This window comes from Arthrobacter sp. CAN_A6 (assembly GCF_015751715.1).
Taxonomy (GTDB): domain Bacteria; phylum Actinomycetota; class Actinomycetes; order Actinomycetales; family Micrococcaceae; genus Arthrobacter_D.
On the sequence record NZ_JADOUV010000011.1, the window covers coordinates 23,662 to 40,180 of the forward strand.

A 16,519-nucleotide genomic window follows, 5' to 3' on the forward strand; every position below is an offset into this window, starting at 1 on the left:
TCGCACCTTGATCTGCCCCACGGATAAGGCGTGAACCCGGGCAGGGTCCGACATGAGCGAATGAGCATCAACCCGCCGACTGCGGACAACGAAAGCCTCGAGGGTTTCGCGATTATTCGCTGTCACACCTTTCCGGTCGACCACGTTTAACGCTCCCAATCCGATCCCGCTGGCTCAACTAGGTGCGGTCCGTTGTTGCGGACTGATCCGACCTCTTTGCCGACGATCCGCTGGACGAGGTTGGGTTCGGGGATGGTGTCGATGAAGTGCTGCACCTGGTCTCGCTCCGTCATGGTCGGGTCCAGCCACTGATCCTGCAGGTCCTTCGGGATGATGACCGGCGTCCGGTCGTGAATGTGCCCTAGCGCATCGTGCGCTGCCCGAGTGAGGATCGTCGCGGTCACCAGCCACTTGTCGTCGGCGTCCTCTGCCTTAGCCTTGATCCACCGATGTGGGTCGGGATCCTTACGGCGGTTTAAACCGAGAATGCCCGTCTTTTCAGGGAAAATGGAGCTTGTCTAGAACTTATTTTTCGCCGAAGAGAGGGCATCTCGTAGATGCAAGTTTCCCATAAACCGTCCGCGGTGTCAGTTTCCTTTGACGAGCCCAACCTCGTGGCGTCGGCCGGGCTGCTCCCGGTCATGACATTGGCCCGGGACGCCGGGCTGCACGAGCTCGCCCAGGATTGGCTGACGGTACCAACGGACAAGGGCGCGAACGCCGGACTGAAGGTCGCTTCCCTCGTCGCCGGGATGGTCGCCGGGATGGTCGCCGGCGCGGACTCGATTGATGACATGGCGTTGTTGCGCCACGGCGGGATGAAACGCGTATTCACCGCCTGCTATGCGCCCTCCACCCTGGGCTCGTTCCTGCGGTCCTTCACGTTCGGTCACGTGCGCCAACTGGACGCTGTCGCCTCTCGTTTCCTGGCCAACCTGGGGACCCGGGCCCGGCTGCTCGGGAGCCCCGGGGTAGGAGACTTCGTGTTCGTCGATGTTGACGACACGATCATCGAGGTCCACGGCTACGCCAAGCAGGGCTCCGGCTACGGGTACTCCGGGGTCCGCGGGCTGAACGCCCTGCTGGCCACCGTCTCCACCAAGAACACCGCCCCGGTCATCGCCGCCCAGCGGTTGCGCAAGGGCGCGGCGAACTCGGCCCGCGGAGCCAAACGCCTGATCACCGATGCCCTGTCCACCCTCAAACGCCTCCAGGCCGGCGGGCAGAGCCGCGGGCCGGTGCTCTGCCGGTTCGATTCGGCCTTCTACGGGTATACGGCGGTTTCCGCCGCCCTGGCCAGCGGGGCGGACGTGTCGGTGACCGTGCGCATGGACCCGGCCGTCAAACGGGCCATCGCCGGGATCCCGGAAACGGCATGGGAAACAATCGACTACACCGACGCGGTCTTCGACGAAACCACCAACACCTGGGTGTCCCGGGCCGAGGTCGCCGAGATCAGGTTCACCGCGTTCTCCTCCCGCAAAAAGGCCGAGCAGATCACCGGCCGCCTCGTCGTGCGCCGCATTCCGGAACTCAACCAGAAAACCAGCGACGGACAACCCACCTTGTTTGAAATACACCGGCACCACGCGTTCTTCACCACCGTAAACGCACATGTTCTGGACACCGTCGCCGCGGACAAAACCCATCGCAAACACGCTCAGATCGAGCAGGTCAACGCCGATCTGAAGGACAGCGCCCTGGCCCACATGCCCTCCGGTGTTTTCGCCGCGAACTCGGCCTGGCTCGTAACCGCGGTCATCGCCTATAACCTCACCCGGGCCGCAGGCATCCTCGCCGCGGACACCTTCAGCAAGGCCCACACCGGCACCATCCGCCGCAAACTCATCCACGTCCCAGCCCGCATCGCCACCAGCGCCCGGAAAATCCGGTTTCATCTCCCAGAAGCCTGGCCCTGGCAAACACCATGGCAGGCCCTCTTCGAGCACCTCTACCCGCCGCCGCAACGGGCCTGAACTCCCACCAACCCAGCCACACGGCGCAACCAGGACCACCAGTGGAACATCAAAAGGCAGCGAGGCCCCGCACCCCGCCACGCCCACAGCCCGACCAAACCGCCCAACCAGGATTCAGATCATCCACCCAGGCAGATCGGTGGATCGAGGCTTAGTGGGGTCGGGCCAGAACTCGTACAGGCCGGCGAAGCCCAGCAGCTGGTCCTCGTCCTCGCCGTGGAGGTAGTGCGGGGTCTTCGTTCCGTCCTCGTTCTTCTGCCACTCGTAGTACCCGTTCGCCGGGATCAGGGCTCGACGTTTTGCGGCCGCGGTCCGAAACGAGGGCTTCTCCGTGACAGTCTCGCTGCGGGCGTTGATCATCCTCGCCCCGGTAGCTTTTGGGTCCTTTGACCACACGGGGACGAGTCCCCAGCGGGCTATCTCGAGGCGGCGCACCAGCTCGCCCTCGCGCAGCTGCTCGGACACGAACGGGATCCCCTGCATCGGCGCCACGTTCCACGAAGGCTTCAGCTCGTCCTCGAAGGACTCCTCGACGCTGAACGCGTCCCGGATGGCGACTTTGTTGCCGGCGATGACGAAGCGTCCACACATGCCCGCCATTCTGCCCGCTGCAGCCGACACTAACCGACAATGCCCAAATGAAGCTTACGCAGCCCAGTGCGGCGAGTAGTCGGGATGGTTGCGCCAGGGCAGGGCCATCAGCTCGAGGATTGTGCGCATGTAGTCCTGCTCCCCTGCCGGTTCGTAGTCCCAGTCAATGCTCTGCACGTGCGCGACCAGACGCTGTTTCACGACGCAATCCGCGATGACCTTCTCTGGGCTTTGGTTCATGGTGTGGCAGGCAAGCGGGTCCAGCAGCAGCTCGTGGCCGGCTACGTCGACGGACCGGCCGGCGTCGGCCGCGTGGCAATTCCGGGTGTGGGCTCCGAGGATGCCGCCGGCTCCTGGGTCATGAGTGCCTGGTAGGCGAGGTCGTGGTCTTCTGCGACGCGGGCGAGGATGAAGGCAGCTAGCTCGTCCATCTAACGAGCCTACGGTCCGATGCTGAAACCTCACAGCAAGGCGTCTCCCCTGCCCATCGCTCATTTACTCATATGAGTATTTGAGTAAATGAAGTAGCAGAACTTTCGCTTTCTGCTGCACCACCGCGCGCCCGGCTTCCCAAATAATCGAACCTGTGTTCTATTTTAAACCCTGCACGAGGGACGGCAGAGGATCAGGACGGCACGGACGATGACAACGCAACCAGTTGGCAGACCACGCTCTACAGAGGACTTTGCGGTACCGGCGTGGCACGTGCTGGACGAGACGGCCGACGTGCGGTTCCTGCCCTCAGGGTTGCCGTTGGCGCTGCGCTGGCGGGGTTGCCTGTGGCAGGTCATCGGTGAGCCGGTGTCGTGGTCGAGCTCGAGCAGCTGGTGGGAACCAGCCAGCACTCCCCTGGGCGGTAGAGGCAGCATGCTCACGACGAAGTTCTGGCGGTTTCAGGCGCAGACCGGACCGGCGTCCCCTGTGCTCGAGTTCGATATGAGTGCGGATCCGCGGTGGGAGGACTGGCGGCTGCGCCGCGTCGCTGGCGTCGACGGGTTCTGAGCGGCGGTAGGTAGGACGTGGCCGGCTCATGGGTCAGTCAAAACGCTATGGGAAGCATTACGCCCGACTGATGGATGATCGGATCGAGGAGTTCGTCATGCGCGAGGAGCTGATCATGCTCACCGCGGCCGAACTCGACGTCGAGAACTGCCGACCTACTGACTTCCCGGTACCGCGCCGTGTGTACGCGTGGGTCCGCTACCCCTCGAAAGCCATCCGGGTCCAGGCGCACGCCATCGCCTACACCCGCACAGCGGTCAAGATCCGGTTCCTCGAACCGCTCATCAAGATCCAGCGCGAGGGCTGGGTGTGGCTCAGTGCCGTAACGCCGGCACCTGACGGACAGGACGAGCGTCCGTCGTAGAACGGGCCGTCAACGGCCTACCGGTGCTCGCGCAATAGCCGGTCGATAATCGGCTGGAGTCTCCGGTAGGGCACCTCGGGGTGCGTCGCTGCCCATGCTTCCAACGCCTCGCTGTAAGCGCCAAGAAGAGGCCCACCAGGATCGCGTATCTTCTCCGCTTCGGCCGCCAGTTTCTGGAGCTGCAGATCAACCACGCCTACACCTCGCCGTGGGCGATGTCGGTGCGGGCCTTGGCGTAGGCGCCGGTGATGTAGTCCTCGAGCTTGGCGCGTTCAACGCGCCACTGACCTCTGCCGCCGATCTGGATGGCCGGCAGGTCCCCTGAGGTGATGAGTGCCCGGATGGTGCTGTGCTTGGTGTTCAGCTCGTCGGCTACCTGCTGGAGGGTAAGGAACCGCAGCGGCCTGGGCTGCTCATCGTCCTGGAATTGGTCTGTTGGGACTAGAGCAAAAACGGAAAAACCGCCGGCAACAGGACCAGCCAGCAACGAGTAAGGGTCAGCACCCATCGGTGCCGACCCTTACTCAATAGCTCAAATACTCATTTGCTCAAATACTCATTCACTCATCGGGGAGTGAGTCGATGTAGGCGGTGAGGAAGTCCTTAATGGACATGCCGCGCTTGGCCGCCTGGATGCGGAGCTTCTGGTGCTTAGACGCGGCAAGCTCGAAGTTCACGCGGCGGGTGGGCTCTACGTCCTCGAGGGACTGCATGAGCTTGTCTTTGCTCTTTGCCGCACTGGGGCGACCTGGGCCGAGGTTTCCGAGGCTACTCATTTACTCCGTTACTCATTTCTTCATTGGTGAACTGTTCGACTTCGGCGATTAGTTCGAGAACCTCTTTGGCCGCTTCGGACTTCGGGAACAGCTCGAGGACTGTGCTGCCGGTGGCCGCAGTTCCTGGGTAGTCGACTCGCTGGTGAATGCGACTGGTGAGGACGGGAAGCTCATAGCCTTCGAGGACCTTGGCAATGTCCTTGCCGATGTTGGTGCCGGCAATCGCGCGTGAGACGACGAATGCTGCGCGCAGTTTCCCGTCAGTGATTTCAATGCGGCGCTTCACCAGGTCGACGAGGTCGGAGGTGGCCCAAATATCGTAGGGGGAGGGCTGGACGGGGATGAGGACGACGTCGGCTGCTTTGACCGCTGATACAGCGAGGTCGGCGGCCTGGGGGGCTCCGTCGATGATGACGTAGTCCACCTCAGCCAGCGCCTTAATGTCCTTGTCGATAGTAGGGCGGTCGATACCGATGACGGTGAGGGGATGGTCCTCGCGGACCGCAGCCCAGTCGCGGGCGCTGCCTTGTGGGTCGGAGTCGACCAAAAGCGTGGACTTGCCGGAGAGCTGTAGTCCTCTGGCGAGGTGGGTGGCGAGGGTCGTTTTCCCTGCTCCACCTTTCTGGTTCAGTACGGCGATGACTTTCAACGGCTGCCTTCCTGCGCTCATTTACTCAGATACTCATTTACTCAAATACTCTCATGAGTAAATGAGTAGTACAAGTGATCAGCCGTGCGCCCTTAGGCTGGTTTGATGATCGTTACGGGTGTCGTCCGAGGGGATGAGTTGGACCAGGTCAGCGCCGAGGGCGCGACCTACGAAGAGGCGAAGGAGCTGATGCTCTCGCGTGTATCCGAAGGAGAGCGGTTGATCGCGATTCACACGGATCGGGACTCGTAGATCCTGAATGTCGGGTGAGGCCAGTACGGTATGCCGGTGACTTCAGATCCTCGCCCTGGTTGGCATGGCATCCCGCCGAGCGCGGACCGCTACGTGCCTCCGCTGCAGCTCGACGCACCCGATAGACCAGCGACGGAGCCGGAGCCGGAGAAAGCACCTGCGCTGTGGGTTGAGCTGGAGTACCCGGACGGGCAGAAGCAAACGGTGAAGGGCTTCGCGATGGCATGGACCCCTGACGCTGTCTACGCGCAATGGGTGGAGTTCTCGCGGGCCCGTGAGGCATGGGTGAGGCCGGACCAATGCACTCGGCGCGAGATTCCGATCAAGAATCGTTTCGGTACCTGAGCGCCAGGAGGCTGTGCACGGCTACCACTCGCTCGAGGCGAGCTACCCGTGTCGGTGACGTAGGTGGTTGTGCGCAGGCGGGCCCTTTGGTTCCTGCTTTCCACGTGTGTGCGGGTCAAGCAGCGGAGCGTGGGGGAGCTTGAGCCGTGCCCAGGTGGGAAGGAGGCCCAGCACGCAACGACCGATTAGTTCTCGCTCTTGTTGTCCTTACGGCCCTTGGATCGGGGACCGAGTGTGACCCCGGCGAGCAGCGCAAGTAGGACACCCACAACGATTGCAATTTCCACGGCCGAGTCCTCACAACGATGGCGGCACTGCGCCAACCCGTGAGGAGGCAATCCGTTCAGATCGGCGCAGCGGAGCCTAAGTTCACCACAACAAGAGTCCTGGGGCGAGAGCCGGGACAGTCCGTTGACCGTCTACGCGGCCTGCCAGAGTACGCGTTGATGCTCAGGTTCGTCTTCCAACGGCGGGAGCCAGTATTCCTCGGCCTCGGCGTCGTACAGCTCGTGCTCGTTGAGCTGGGGGATCAGGTGACGGTCAAGCCATGCGTGCCAGGCGGCGCGTTCCTTGCGGTAGCGGGTGAGCTGGGCTTCCCGGTCCTCAGCGGCTCCGAGTCGGTCCGCGAGCTGGGCGAGGTTGGTGGTGGCCACGAGTTCCCAGCGGCCGTGGTGCCGGCGGATCATCTGCAGGGCTTCCATGCCGGCCAGGTGGTCGGTGAGCGCGCGGCGTGAGATTCCGGTGGTGCGGGCGAGGTCCGCGGTGGTGGGGGAGTGGTGTCCGCGTTCAATGGCCTCGTAGGCGAGGGCTGAGACGTCTCCAAGGACCCGGAACACAGGCCGGATGGCGTGGATCTTGCCCTTGCGCCAGGTGAGGTCGCGGGCGAACTGCTGGAAGTTTTCGGGGAGCTGTACGGCGTAGGTGTCGGCGTTGCGGCCGCGTGCGCGGTCGATGCGGGTAAGGATGCCTGCTGATACTTGCTCGAGGACGGGCAGGAGGCGTGCGATGGTGGCGTGGCTCTTGCCAAGGGCCAGGGCGAAGGTGCGGCATCCGACGTCGAGGATATTCGTTTCCATGGTCCGCATGTAGGCCAGCACTGCACGGATGAGGAAGCGAAGATGAATGCCTTCCCTTCCTCGTTCCATGAGCCTGTAGTCCAAGGTCGCGTAGAGGACATTTTCGAGGTCGTTCACGAGCTGATGAATGGAGTGCTGGCTTGGCTGCGGAGCAGGGTTGGGGCTGCCCCCCGTGAAGGAAGTAGGGCTTGTGTCGTATTTGTGCGCAGTCTTCTTCCCGGCGCGCTGGGCCGGGTCTTTCGCTGGCGCTGTGGTGGCGGTGAAGGCTTGGGCCTTGGCCCACTCAACGGGCAGAAGCCGATCGGTCTTGGCGCCGTAGAGGGCGGCGAGGCCGACGAACTGATCGGTCATGCCTGCGCGGACCTGGTCGAGGGTCCAGTGGCAGGCGGAGAAGTGGTTTAGGACCGCCATGCGGGCCTCTGAGTCGCTGGGGTAGCGGCTGGTGTCGTAGAGCCCTGTGCGGGCTACCGCGCGCAGCGGGCGCTCAATACCGGCCGACGGTGCCAACGGTGCTGCGGTGCCCTTGGCGATCGTGCGGACGGTTGCTGTCGCGGCCGTTGCGCGTTCCTGTGTGCGGCGTTGCTGCTCGATGCGGTGCAGCTCCGGTGCCAGGGCTTTGCGGAGGTTCGCTACGGCGCTGGTGGGGTTTCGGCGGGTGAGGATGCCGTAGGCGTCCGTGTGTGGCGTGATGAGCCTCTGGTGGCCACCGGCTTTGTGTGCGGATCCGGGTACGCGGATGCAGCCGTGGACGATGTTCTGGTGCGGGCTCGGGTCAAGGCTGACGGCGCGGCGCCCGAGGGCCTCGACCAGCTGGCGGGCCTCGGCCGCGGTGAGGGGTTCCTGCAGGGGCACGTACAGGTGGCGGCCGCCGCTGGGGGACTCATCCTCGACGTAGGCGAGGTCGGCTGCGTGCAGGATCTCTCCGAGGCGCCGGGCGTCGTCGTCGACGACAGTCTTCCGTGCCTTGGAGGTGTCGAGGTCGAGGACGAGTGTGCGGACAGTGCCGTCGACGTCGTGCAGCATGACTGCCGCAGGCCGCGCAGGAGGCGTCCTGGTGATCTGCAGGGGAGTAGTGGGCCGCGGGTACTGAAACCGGCCGTCCTTCCACCGCCCAAGACGGTAGAACTGCTGGCCCGCAATGAGCGGCGCCAGGATCCAAGCAGCGGCGTGCGAATCGTCACGGCGCGGCGCGGCATAAAGAGCTGGAGGTGCTTCGAGCACTCGGTGTACACTTTCGGCAGAGGGTACGACCTGAAAAGGACGCACTCGGTTGAGCTGCTCACCGCTGATCTTGGCGGAACTACCGGTGAGAAGCTTGAATAACTTGATACGAAGGCCCGCCGGCTAGGCGGGCCTTCCTCGTTTAACTGGCCTGTGCCAGTGGCAAAGCCTCCTCGAGCTGGTTACGGTCAACCCACACGGGCAGGCCATCGTCGGCCAGTTCCAGGTGCGCAAGCACCAGTTCCAGTCCTTCGGATGCACTGATGCCCAAGCGGCGAGAGATGTCGGCAAGAAGCTGCTTCGACTCGGGTGGGATGGTGTACCCGACCTGAACGTTTCCGATGCTTGTGCCGCGTGCGCGGCGAAGAATCTGTGCCATAGGGTCGAACTTATCCTTAACCGTAAGGATTGCGTCCGACTGCTCCGGCGTGTCGCCGCAGCGTCGTGAGCTTTGCGAACCGGTGAGCACGGGACCCCTTAACAATTGAAGGACCGTACCAATATGGCACAGTCCTTCAATCCACAGCAATTAGAGCAAGGCTAGCTCTTCCACGCCCACTGGATCAGTTTCGCCTTGGCGTCTTCTGCTGGAACATCGATTGACCTGGAGCGGAAGGCTTCTCCGAACATGGTCCTAACCGACTTCGCAGTGCGGAAATATTGGCCGTGCTTGTCGATCCTGCGGGCGGAAACGCCGAGGTAGCGGGCTGTCTGCCGGCGGTTCATCCCTGCCTCGATGCAGATTCTGACGGCGCGGAAGATGACAGCGTAGGCGGCCTCGTTCTCGGGGTTCGCCTTGGTCAGGATGCGCTCTACAGCGATTTTGGCCTCTGGTGGTGTCTGACTCACGTTCCACTCCTCACTTGATCGACAGGCCGGTGTCGAATGTCTTGCGTGCCAGCTGGCGTGACCTGGCGAAGGCGAAAGCCCACAGTCCGAGGACAACGCAGGCCGTCGATACGTGCGTGACCAGCTCGAAGATGTAGAACGCTTCGGCCCCTGCCCGTAGTTCCAGCGGGTAGGCGATGGCGCGTGCGATCGAGAGGACGAAGCCGACGAAGATCAGCCTCGAGGCCAGTCTCCCGAAGCGCAGCGGGTTCCTGCGGCTGTCTCGGAAGACCGGCAGCAGGAGGGGCCCCAGCACGTAGGCGGTGTAGGCGAGGACGATCCACTCGTTCCATTCCACTGCCGCCTGATCCGCGTAGTCGACCAGGCGGGGGGATGGCGTGGGGGTGTCGGCGGCGAGGAGCGTGAGAAACACTCCAAGGGCTGCGATCACGACTGCCAGAGCGCCGCGGACTCCGACGATCCATCTGATGGCCGTCTCTGAGCCGTAGGCGAGGGCGAGGTGAACGCCGAGCACCGCTACAGCGGTCATGGCGCAGCATTTGGCGATGAAGTCGGTGCCGTTGGAGATAGGCACGATCGCTTCCAGTACCTCGTAGACGCCCGGCAGGGAGAAGACGTAGGCGGCGGTCAGCAGCACTCCCATGAGGGCCAGCCTGCCACTGGGTCTCAGCAGTGCTCGCGCCCCTTCGGGTGTGCGCCTGGAGGTCATGCGGTGGAACGTCAGTCCACCAAGGAGGATCAGCATGAAGCTGACTGAAATGACGTAGATGCTGTCGTTCATCCGATCAGGTCCGTAAGTTTCTCCGCGTATTCGAGGGCTTCCTTGCGCTGCCGGAGGCGGCGCTGGAGGAGGTTAAGCCGTTGCTGGATGAGTTCGACCAGGTCCTCGTTTTTCATCACGATCAGGGCCGTTTCCCGGACGTCCTCGGGCCAGTCGCCCTCTTCCATCGTGATGAGTCCGACGACGACCAGCCCAGCGACCATCGACGTTCCGCTGACCCGGGCAGCAGTGACCGCCTGGATGGGGGTGAGCTTGTTGTCGGAGAGCTGGCTGAACAGATAGGTGATCGCCGTTCCCGTCTTCTCGGCCACGTCGTGCCGGACGTCGCCGGTGTCGATGGCGTCGATCCACGCGCGATGGGAGCCGTCGTGGGGAAAGTCGATTTTGACCTTGTCGTTCCGTGGGAACAGATCTTCGTGGAAGCGGTGCTGCAGCTCGACCATGAGGTCGGCGTGGTGGACCTGACTCAGAACTTCCGCGGCCGTTGGTGTGCGGGGCCGGCTGTCGAGGTCTTGGTACTCCTTGAAGTCCGCCAATGCCACGATCGGGTCGATACCGACGCCTCGGGCCACGCCGACGACGGTCGATTCCGGGACGCTGCCGCGCCGGATCTGGTTGCCCACGGTGACGCGATGCAGTCCGGTCAGGCGGCCCAGCTCGCTCGCTGACGTGGTGATGCCGCGTCGTTCGAGCCATTGCTTGAAGTCAGAACCAGAAACAGCCACGGCACCTCCTTCAAGAGAGCACTAGATGGGCACGGCGTACACGTATAGCCATGATGTCAAAATCTAAGCTATTCTATTAACTAAGGAATTGGCATCAGCCTTCTTCCTCACCGTCTCAAATTTTACCGGGCAAGCCCTAACCAGTCTGTGCCCATCACACCCGGGGGAGGTAGTCGTGGACGAAGACGAGAAGCGTGGAGCGTCACCGCTACTAGCTCTGGTGATCCTTGTACCTCTCCTGGCGGGCCTGCCCGTCGTCGGCATCGCGGGTGCTGCGATCCTCACGCAGACCGAGGAGAAGCCTGCTGCGTGTGTCGTCTCCGCAATTGGCGAGACAGCCGGGGACCTCACTTCGACGCCGGCCATCCCGAACGGCTGGGGGGACCTGGTCGACGCCGCCGCGAAGACCGCCGGCCTGCCGGTGAGCGTGGTGGCCGCGCAGCTCAAGCAGGAATCAGGCTGGAACGAAGGCGCACGGAGCCCTGCAGGGGCGCAGGGTGTCGCTCAGTTCATGCCCGGTACCTGGGCCATGTACGGAGAGGGCGGGGACCCGTTCTCAGCCGAGGACGCTATCCCCGCCTACGGCCGCTACATGGCGGCCCTCAAAGAGCAGGTGCAGCCGCTGGCTGGGGACGACGCCGACCTGCTCGTCCGCCTGACCCTCGCGGCCTACAACGCCGGCCCCGGTGCTGTTCAGGCAGCCAAGGGCATCCCGGCGTTCACGGAAACCCAGCAGTACGTCGAGAAGATCCTTTCCTCCGGGCAGGGCGAGTTCTCCGCCGACTGCACCGCTCCGGCGGGCACCGTCAGATGGGACGGCGACCTCGGCGACGGCGAGTGGACCAACCCGCTCCCGGGCGGCGTCTTCACCTCCGGCTACGGCCACCGAAACATACCGAACCTGCCCGCCTGGGCACAGGACCACGTCGGGGTAGACCTCGCAACCCCGGGCGCCGGCACCGGCAACGGCGGTCCAGTCATCGCACCGACTGACCTGCGCATTACGGGCTTCAACGACAAGGACGGCTGCGTGATCGCGAAGGAGGACGGCGACGATCCCGATTTCGGGTTCGCGTTCTGCCACCTCAACGCCTACAGCGTCGCCGTGGGGGACAGGTTGAAGCGCGGCGACGTCATCGGCACCGAGGGCAACAAGGCCGGCCTCGGGCTGGTCGCCACTCACCTGCACTTCGAGATTTACAAGCCGGAAGCCCCGGCGGTCGTCTACCCGTACCAGGGCTGGAACCTCGACCCGGAACCGATTCTGAAAGAGAAAGGAGCGTGGGTGCGATGACCGCTCGCTCACGACCACAGCAGACCGCGGCCCTCGCCGCAGCAGTCACCGCTTGCCTGATCGCGCTCACCGGTTGCGCCGCTGACGCGCCCGCGTCCACGGACGGCGCCCCGATCTCTGCTCCCACGCAGACCCCGGAAGGCACCGACACTTCCGCCCCTGCAGAGAAGAGTCTGGGCGGAGACACGTTCGCCTCGCCGGAGGATGCGGACCGTTCCGATGTCGACTCGACCGCCCGCGTCGCGGCCCTGATGCTGCACTCCTGGGATACGACGGTGGACCGCACGGAGACGGCGGCCGCGGTGCGCGCCAAGCCGCTGATGTCGGATGAGTGGGCGGCTAACCAGGTGGAGCCGGAACGCAACGCGAGCCAGGGCGAATGGTTGGAACCGGCAGAGCACGACGCGTACAGCGTGCCCCGTGCTGTTCCTGCGATCGGCGACGCCGCGCAGGACATCGCCTCGGACAAGGCCATCCGGGTTCTTGACGTGACGTGGCGCTGGGTCGCACGGGATGAGACACCCCTGCAAGGAACGGGCCACCGGCAGGTGACGGTGTACCTCGAGAAGTCGGCTGACCGGTGGGACGTCGTCGGGCACCAGACCCGCGACATGACCACCGCGATCACGGGGGAGGGCAAATGACCCCGGCAGTGCATTCATGGCCCGTCATCCGCCTCACCATCGGGGAGGGGGAAATCGTCGCCGATGCGAACGGTAACGTCCTGACCTACCCGGTGCTCGATGACGCATCCGCAGCCGACGTGGCCGCCGACGCGGCAGCGGAAGCGTGCCGCCGTCTGGGCTTGGCTGCCTGCCGGGTGCAGGGGCTCACTGAGGACGGTGAGGTCTACGAGATGATTGTCGACGCCGACCTGGGCACCCTCGAGGAACGCGAGGACAGCACCGCATCCGGCGCTGCCGGCGGCACCGGTACTGGCACTGCACGTTCCGGGGCGACGACTGCACGCCGCCGTACTCCTGCACGCCGGAAGGCTGTGCTGTGGGGGAGCGCGGGCGTCCTTGCGGCCACCGTCGGGTTCAGCGCCTTCTACACGCTGCAGGACAACACTGCCGAGCCTGTGGCGACGGTCTACACGCCGCCTCCCGCACAGCTGCCGGTTCCGGCTCCTGCCGGGTGGGACACCTACGGTGACTGGACAACGCCGATGACAGGCTCGACCGTTCGGGCGATCCTAGATCCCTCGGGGCAGCCGGTGAGCGTGGACGGATCGAAGCTGATCGGCCATGACCCTCGGACGGGTGTGGAGCGATGGACCCGGACAGCCCCCTTCACGGTCGCGCAGCTCGCCCTGTTCACCCTCGACGGGCAGTCCAGGGTCGCGGCTGCAGCAGCCCGCGACCTGGTGCTGTTCGGCGACGGAGCAGACCCGATCCGCGTCGACGTCCCCAAGGACGGAACGATCGTCCTGGACGGCGGCACGGCCCCTCGGGTGGACCTGCCGAACAAGCGGACCCTCATCGTCTCAGCCGACGGCAGTACAGCGGCGCGCGCGGTCCCGGCGGCCGCGGAACCCATCGAAGCCCTCGGCGATGACCTGGTAGCAGCCGATACGCGCTCGGGCCGGATTTGGCGTGTCACGCAGGACTCAGCGGCCCTGCCCGCCCCGGCGAAGCTGCCTGCACCGTCAGCCGGGGCCGAACTGGTCACGGTCCTTGGATCCGTGAACGGGACGGTCGTCGCGGCATGGAAGACCGACGACACCACCACCATCGGCTTCTACGCCCTCGGCGACGCCGCCGACGCGACGGAAGCGACGCAGGTCGGCATCGTCGACGTCGAAGGAACCGACGTCGCCACCTCCGGTATCCAGGTGGACCGGAAGCACGGTCTGCTGATGGCCGGCACCGTCCTCGTCGACGTCGACGCGAAGCAGGCCCACCGCCTGCCCGGGGCCGGGAAGCTCGCCGCCGGCTACGCCTGGGTCACCACCAACACCGAGCAGCTGCGGATCAACGCGCAGGGCGTTACCGAGACGACGACCGACGCCGCCCGTGCGGCGATCCCCGACGTCATCACCGACGACGGCAAGGCAATCACCCGGGCCGACGGATCCTCCACCGGCCTGCTGTATGCGCTGACGCAGGTCGCACCCCGACCCACAGCAACACCCACCCCTACTTCCAGCCCTTCCTCCACCGCGACTTCTACTCCGAGCCCCACCTCGACTGTTTCCCCGAAGGAGAACCCCTGATGAGAATGACCGCTGTCATCGACCCGGCCGGCACCCTCGAGCTTGACCTGGGAGGCGAGAAAACCACCGCCCCGTACCCGTCTGTCATGGACGCCCGTCGCTCCGTCATGAGCACCGCGACCGACCTCGCGGCCGAGACAAGGACCGCCACCGAGCTGCACATCGAGGACCCGTCCGGCTCCCGCACGATCCTCGTTCAGACCGATGGCGCCATTGTCGAGCAGCCCGCCGAAAGTGAGCCGACGGAAAGCGGGCCAGTACAGCCCGCCGAAGCAGTCGAACCTGCACCGGCGTCCCCGGTCACGCCAGAAGAGCCGACCGTGCCGGAGGCCACGGCGGAAGCACCAGAACTTGTCGCCACTCCTGTTCCCGTCCCTGTTCCCGCTCCTGCTCCTGCTCCTGCTCCTGCTCCTGTGGAGGCTCCCGTGGCCACGGAAGCGAGGGCACCGGAAACCGTCGCTTCATCAGCCGTGGCGCCGGCAGTGGTCCCGGTAGAGACGGTGGAGCCGCTGCCGACCCGCAGGACGGCGATGCCGTCGTTCGTCGACCGGCCCGACGCCGACTCACCGGCACAGGTCGGGGTCCGTGGTCTGCTGAATCAGTTCGGGTTGAAGTTCGCGGCCTCGCCGGCGGAGCTGGAGCAGCGCCGGGACGAGAAGACCGTCTCTCAGCACTGGGCCGGGCCCCGCACGATCACGGTCCTGAACCCCAAGGGCGGGGCGGGTAAGACGCCGACGGTGATCTGCCTGTCCGCTGTGTTCGCCCGCCTCGGCGGCTCCGGTGTCCTGGCGTGGGACAACAACAACTCTCTCGGCTCGCTCGGCTGGCGGACCTTCGACGCCGGCCACGAGGCGACGGTGGTCGACCTCCTCGAGCAGACCGACTACTTCATGACCGCCGGCGCGCGGGCCGGGGATCTGGCGTCCTACGTCCACCACCAGCCCTCGGACCAGTACGACGTACTTCGTTCCGATGACCGGTCGGGCGCGAAGAAGCGGCACGAGGTCACCGGCGACGAGGTCCACCGCCTCTACTCGGTGGCCGCAAAGTATTACCGGCTGATCCTCATGGACTCGGGCAACACCGAACGCGGGGATAACTGGGAGGCGATGATCGGGCACTCCGACCAGGTCGTCATCCCGGTCAAGTCCGTCGACGACGCCGCCGAAGGCGCGTCCCGGGTCCTCAGCGCCCTGCGGGCGGGCAACGAGCACGCGCAGTCGCTGGCAGACCGCGCCGTGGTGATCGTCCTGGGCTGCACCCCGTCGCACGGGCCGGCGAAGCTGAACGAGCTCGCTGAGTCCTTCCGCCCGTTCGTGAAGTCGGTCGTCACGGTGCCCTACGATCCATCGCTGATCGAGGGCAGGATCCGGTTCTCCTCGATGCTCCCGCAGACCCGCCGCGCCTGGCTCCGGGCCGCCGCGCAGATCGCGGAGGGACTGTGACCGTGACCCCGCAGCGCAATCCGTTCGTCAACGAGCCGGAGGTAGAACCGCAGGAAGACCCGATCGACGATGACCCGATCCTCGGGCAGCGCGAGTCGCTGAGGGGCCCGCGGAACATTCAGCAGACCCTCGCGGCCGAGCCTGTCGAGGAAGAGGAACCAGCAGCCCCCGTGGCGGTGACCAGCGCAACACTGTGGCTGGTCGGCGCGTCCGGCGGCGTCGGCACCAGCACCCTCGCGGGCCTGTGCTCCGAGAACGTGGTCGACGAATCCGAACGCCGGCCGACCTGGGCAGGCCGAGCCTTGTTGGTCTGCTCGACTAGTGCGTCCTCCCTCGAGGCCGCGCAGCAGCTGGCCCGCAAATCCGCATCCGGGCAGCTGCCCTATGAACTGGTCGGCCTCGTGATCGTCCACGACCGACCCAAGAACCGGCTGACGAAGCCGACCCTGGACTTCGCGCGCGGGGTTGCGCGGATGTTCCCGGTGGCCATGACGGCACCGTATGAACCCTCGTGGCGCGAGGTCGGCGTCACCCCACAAGCTTCCGGCACACGACTGAAAAGCGTGCTCCGGAAAATCGAAAAGATCGCCCGCTCCGGGCACTGAGAAAGGGAACTCCCATGTTCGGAAACACTCTGGCAGCACACACCCTGACCACCATCAACGCGCTCACTCCGGTCCGCGAAGGATCGCTCTCGGCTCAGACCTTCACCCCGACGCAGCCTCCCGGCACCGAGGGGCTGACGCAGGTCATCGGCTGGGTCCTGTGGGGCGCGGGTCTGGTCCTGTTCGTCTTCTTCATCTTCGGCCTCGTCTCCGCAGGCAGGAACCGCCGGCAGGGCAACGAGATCGAGGCGCCCATCTGGCCTATGGTCGCTGCCTGCCTGCTGGGCGCTTCGGGTGCAGTGTGGACTGCAATCACCTGAGCAACAACGCCCACCCATTTGATCGAGAGAAGG

Annotated in this window: 23 protein-coding genes; 11 read left to right on the plus strand and 12 right to left on the minus strand. The window is 65.0% G+C overall.

Annotated elements, in window-relative coordinates; genetic code table 11:
* Positions 1-146 precede the first annotated feature (146 nt).
* Complete coding sequence (locus IWX75_RS15225; RefSeq protein WP_196823139.1) at positions 147-509, minus strand: SOS response-associated peptidase family protein; 363 nt, start codon at positions 507-509, stop codon at positions 147-149.
* 48 nt (positions 510-557) lie between these two features.
* On the opposite strand from IWX75_RS15225, the gene IWX75_RS15230 reads away from it, so the two are divergent.
* Entirely contained in the window at positions 558-1,976 is a 1,419-nt protein-coding gene (locus IWX75_RS15230; protein ID WP_196823105.1) for an IS1380 family transposase, read from the plus strand.
* Between the two features lie 114 nt (positions 1,977-2,090).
* Here IWX75_RS15230 and IWX75_RS15235 read toward each other — a convergent pair whose 3' ends face one another.
* Genes IWX75_RS15235 through IWX75_RS15245 form a run of 3 tightly spaced genes read right to left on the minus strand, consistent with a single transcriptional unit; the run spans position 2,091 to position 2,998 of the window.
* Entirely contained in the window at positions 2,091-2,567 is a 477-nt protein-coding gene (locus tag IWX75_RS15235) for an SOS response-associated peptidase (protein WP_196823106.1), read from the minus strand.
* A gap of 54 nt (positions 2,568-2,621) precedes the next feature.
* Positions 2,622-2,909, minus strand: a complete 288-nt coding sequence (locus IWX75_RS17775; protein ID WP_334684391.1) for a DUF6221 family protein — start codon at positions 2,907-2,909, stop codon at positions 2,622-2,624.
* On the minus strand, positions 2,849-2,998 hold the full coding sequence (locus IWX75_RS15245) for a hypothetical protein (protein WP_196823108.1): 150 nt from the start codon (positions 2,996-2,998) through the stop codon (positions 2,849-2,851). The genes IWX75_RS17775 and IWX75_RS15245 overlap by 61 nt, the downstream gene beginning before the upstream one ends.
* A gap of 211 nt (positions 2,999-3,209) precedes the next feature.
* Here IWX75_RS15245 and IWX75_RS15250 point away from each other — a divergent pair, with 211 nt between their 5' ends.
* The gene (locus tag IWX75_RS15250) at positions 3,210-3,569 is read left to right on the plus strand and encodes a hypothetical protein (RefSeq protein WP_334684389.1); all 360 of its coding nucleotides are present in this window, start codon (positions 3,210-3,212) and stop codon (positions 3,567-3,569) included.
* A gap of 28 nt (positions 3,570-3,597) precedes the next feature.
* On the plus strand, positions 3,598-3,933 hold the full coding sequence (locus tag IWX75_RS15255) for a hypothetical protein (RefSeq protein WP_196823110.1): 336 nt from the start codon (positions 3,598-3,600) through the stop codon (positions 3,931-3,933).
* Positions 3,934-4,129: 196 nt separating this feature from the next.
* Here IWX75_RS15255 and IWX75_RS15260 read toward each other — a convergent pair whose 3' ends face one another.
* From IWX75_RS15260 to parA, 3 genes are read right to left on the minus strand one after another with little or no spacing between them, the layout of a single operon-like run.
* Positions 4,130-4,441: a helix-turn-helix domain-containing protein gene (locus IWX75_RS15260; RefSeq protein ID WP_196823111.1), complete on the minus strand. Its 312-nt coding sequence runs from the start codon at positions 4,439-4,441 to the stop codon at positions 4,130-4,132.
* 52 nt (positions 4,442-4,493) lie between these two features.
* The gene (locus IWX75_RS15265) at positions 4,494-4,709 is read right to left on the minus strand and encodes a hypothetical protein (RefSeq protein ID WP_196823112.1); all 216 of its coding nucleotides are present in this window, start codon (positions 4,707-4,709) and stop codon (positions 4,494-4,496) included.
* Positions 4,702-5,379: a ParA family partition ATPase gene (gene parA, locus IWX75_RS15270; RefSeq protein ID WP_196823113.1), complete on the minus strand. Its 678-nt coding sequence runs from the start codon at positions 5,377-5,379 to the stop codon at positions 4,702-4,704. Before parA ends, IWX75_RS15265 begins: the two co-directional genes overlap by 8 nt.
* An 84-nt stretch (positions 5,380-5,463) precedes the next feature.
* On the opposite strand from parA, the gene IWX75_RS15275 reads away from it, so the two are divergent.
* Together IWX75_RS15275 and IWX75_RS15280 are read left to right on the plus strand one after the other, a co-directional pair.
* The gene (locus tag IWX75_RS15275) at positions 5,464-5,610 is read left to right on the plus strand and encodes a hypothetical protein (protein WP_196823114.1); all 147 of its coding nucleotides are present in this window, start codon (positions 5,464-5,466) and stop codon (positions 5,608-5,610) included.
* Positions 5,611-5,646: 36 nt separating this feature from the next.
* A complete protein-coding gene (locus IWX75_RS15280) occupies positions 5,647-5,955 on the plus strand; it encodes a hypothetical protein (RefSeq protein WP_196823115.1) in 309 nt (102 codons plus the stop codon).
* Positions 5,956-6,374: 419 nt separating this feature from the next.
* Here IWX75_RS15280 and IWX75_RS15285 read toward each other — a convergent pair whose 3' ends face one another.
* From IWX75_RS15285 to IWX75_RS15305, 5 genes are all read right to left on the minus strand, one after another.
* Complete coding sequence (locus tag IWX75_RS15285) at positions 6,375-8,252, minus strand: hypothetical protein (protein ID WP_334684390.1); 1,878 nt, start codon at positions 8,250-8,252, stop codon at positions 6,375-6,377.
* A 142-nt stretch (positions 8,253-8,394) separates the two neighbouring features.
* Positions 8,395-8,631, minus strand: coding sequence for a hypothetical protein (locus IWX75_RS15290; protein ID WP_196823116.1), 237 nt, complete (start codon positions 8,629-8,631; stop codon positions 8,395-8,397).
* Between the two features lie 161 nt (positions 8,632-8,792).
* Positions 8,793-9,101: a hypothetical protein gene (locus IWX75_RS15295; RefSeq protein WP_196823117.1), complete on the minus strand. Its 309-nt coding sequence runs from the start codon at positions 9,099-9,101 to the stop codon at positions 8,793-8,795.
* 10 nt (positions 9,102-9,111) lie between these two features.
* The gene (locus IWX75_RS15300; RefSeq protein WP_196823118.1) at positions 9,112-9,882 is read right to left on the minus strand and encodes a hypothetical protein; all 771 of its coding nucleotides are present in this window, start codon (positions 9,880-9,882) and stop codon (positions 9,112-9,114) included.
* A complete protein-coding gene (locus tag IWX75_RS15305; protein ID WP_196823119.1) occupies positions 9,879-10,607 on the minus strand; it encodes a hypothetical protein in 729 nt (242 codons plus the stop codon). Before IWX75_RS15305 ends, IWX75_RS15300 begins: the two co-directional genes overlap by 4 nt.
* Positions 10,608-10,782: 175 nt before the next feature.
* On the opposite strand from IWX75_RS15305, the gene IWX75_RS15310 reads away from it, so the two are divergent.
* From IWX75_RS15310 to IWX75_RS15335, 6 genes are read left to right on the plus strand one after another with little or no spacing between them, the layout of a single operon-like run.
* Positions 10,783-11,901: a transglycosylase SLT domain-containing protein gene (locus tag IWX75_RS15310; RefSeq protein ID WP_196823120.1), complete on the plus strand. Its 1,119-nt coding sequence runs from the start codon at positions 10,783-10,785 to the stop codon at positions 11,899-11,901.
* Positions 11,898-12,545, plus strand: coding sequence for a hypothetical protein (locus tag IWX75_RS15315; RefSeq protein WP_196823121.1), 648 nt, complete (start codon positions 11,898-11,900; stop codon positions 12,543-12,545). Before IWX75_RS15310 ends, IWX75_RS15315 begins: the two co-directional genes overlap by 4 nt.
* A complete protein-coding gene (locus IWX75_RS15320; protein WP_196823122.1) occupies positions 12,542-14,116 on the plus strand; it encodes a hypothetical protein in 1,575 nt (524 codons plus the stop codon). The genes IWX75_RS15315 and IWX75_RS15320 overlap by 4 nt, the downstream gene beginning before the upstream one ends.
* Positions 14,116-15,561, plus strand: a complete 1,446-nt coding sequence (locus IWX75_RS15325) for a MinD/ParA family ATP-binding protein (protein ID WP_196823123.1) — start codon at positions 14,116-14,118, stop codon at positions 15,559-15,561. The genes IWX75_RS15320 and IWX75_RS15325 overlap by 1 nt, the downstream gene beginning before the upstream one ends.
* Before the next feature lie 2 nt (positions 15,562-15,563).
* Positions 15,564-16,166, plus strand: a complete 603-nt coding sequence (locus tag IWX75_RS15330) for a DUF6668 family protein (protein WP_196823124.1) — start codon at positions 15,564-15,566, stop codon at positions 16,164-16,166.
* A 14-nt stretch (positions 16,167-16,180) separates the two neighbouring features.
* The gene (locus tag IWX75_RS15335) at positions 16,181-16,486 is read left to right on the plus strand and encodes a hypothetical protein (RefSeq protein WP_019481169.1); all 306 of its coding nucleotides are present in this window, start codon (positions 16,181-16,183) and stop codon (positions 16,484-16,486) included.
* Positions 16,487-16,519 lie beyond the last annotated feature (33 nt).

Excerpts from the sequence above, each read along its gene's own strand:
- IWX75_RS15230 (WP_196823105.1), top strand. The coding sequence starts at position 558 with ATGCAAGTTTCCCATAAACCGTCCGCGGTGTCAGTTTCCTTTGACGAG.
- IWX75_RS15235 (WP_196823106.1), bottom strand. The coding sequence starts at position 2,567 with ATGTGTGGACGCTTCGTCATCGCCGGCAACAAAGTCGCCATCCGGGAC.
- IWX75_RS15245 (WP_196823108.1), bottom strand. The coding sequence starts at position 2,998 with ATGGACGAGCTAGCTGCCTTCATCCTCGCCCGCGTCGCAGAAGACCAC.
- IWX75_RS15250 (WP_334684389.1), top strand. The coding sequence starts at position 3,210 with ATGACAACGCAACCAGTTGGCAGACCACGCTCTACAGAGGACTTTGCG.
- IWX75_RS15255 (WP_196823110.1), top strand. The coding sequence starts at position 3,598 with ATGGGTCAGTCAAAACGCTATGGGAAGCATTACGCCCGACTGATGGAT.
- IWX75_RS15260 (WP_196823111.1), bottom strand. The coding sequence starts at position 4,441 with ATGGGTGCTGACCCTTACTCGTTGCTGGCTGGTCCTGTTGCCGGCGGT.
- IWX75_RS15265 (WP_196823112.1), bottom strand. The coding sequence starts at position 4,709 with ATGAGTAGCCTCGGAAACCTCGGCCCAGGTCGCCCCAGTGCGGCAAAG.
- parA (WP_196823113.1), bottom strand. The coding sequence starts at position 5,379 with ATGAGCGCAGGAAGGCAGCCGTTGAAAGTCATCGCCGTACTGAACCAG.
- IWX75_RS15275 (WP_196823114.1), top strand. The coding sequence starts at position 5,464 with ATGATCGTTACGGGTGTCGTCCGAGGGGATGAGTTGGACCAGGTCAGC.
- IWX75_RS15290 (WP_196823116.1), bottom strand. The coding sequence starts at position 8,631 with ATGGCACAGATTCTTCGCCGCGCACGCGGCACAAGCATCGGAAACGTT.
- IWX75_RS15300 (WP_196823118.1), bottom strand. The coding sequence starts at position 9,882 with ATGAACGACAGCATCTACGTCATTTCAGTCAGCTTCATGCTGATCCTC.
- IWX75_RS15315 (WP_196823121.1), top strand. The coding sequence starts at position 11,898 with ATGACCGCTCGCTCACGACCACAGCAGACCGCGGCCCTCGCCGCAGCA.
- IWX75_RS15320 (WP_196823122.1), top strand. The coding sequence starts at position 12,542 with ATGACCCCGGCAGTGCATTCATGGCCCGTCATCCGCCTCACCATCGGG.
- IWX75_RS15325 (WP_196823123.1), top strand. The coding sequence starts at position 14,116 with ATGAGAATGACCGCTGTCATCGACCCGGCCGGCACCCTCGAGCTTGAC.
- IWX75_RS15335 (WP_019481169.1), top strand. The coding sequence starts at position 16,181 with ATGTTCGGAAACACTCTGGCAGCACACACCCTGACCACCATCAACGCG.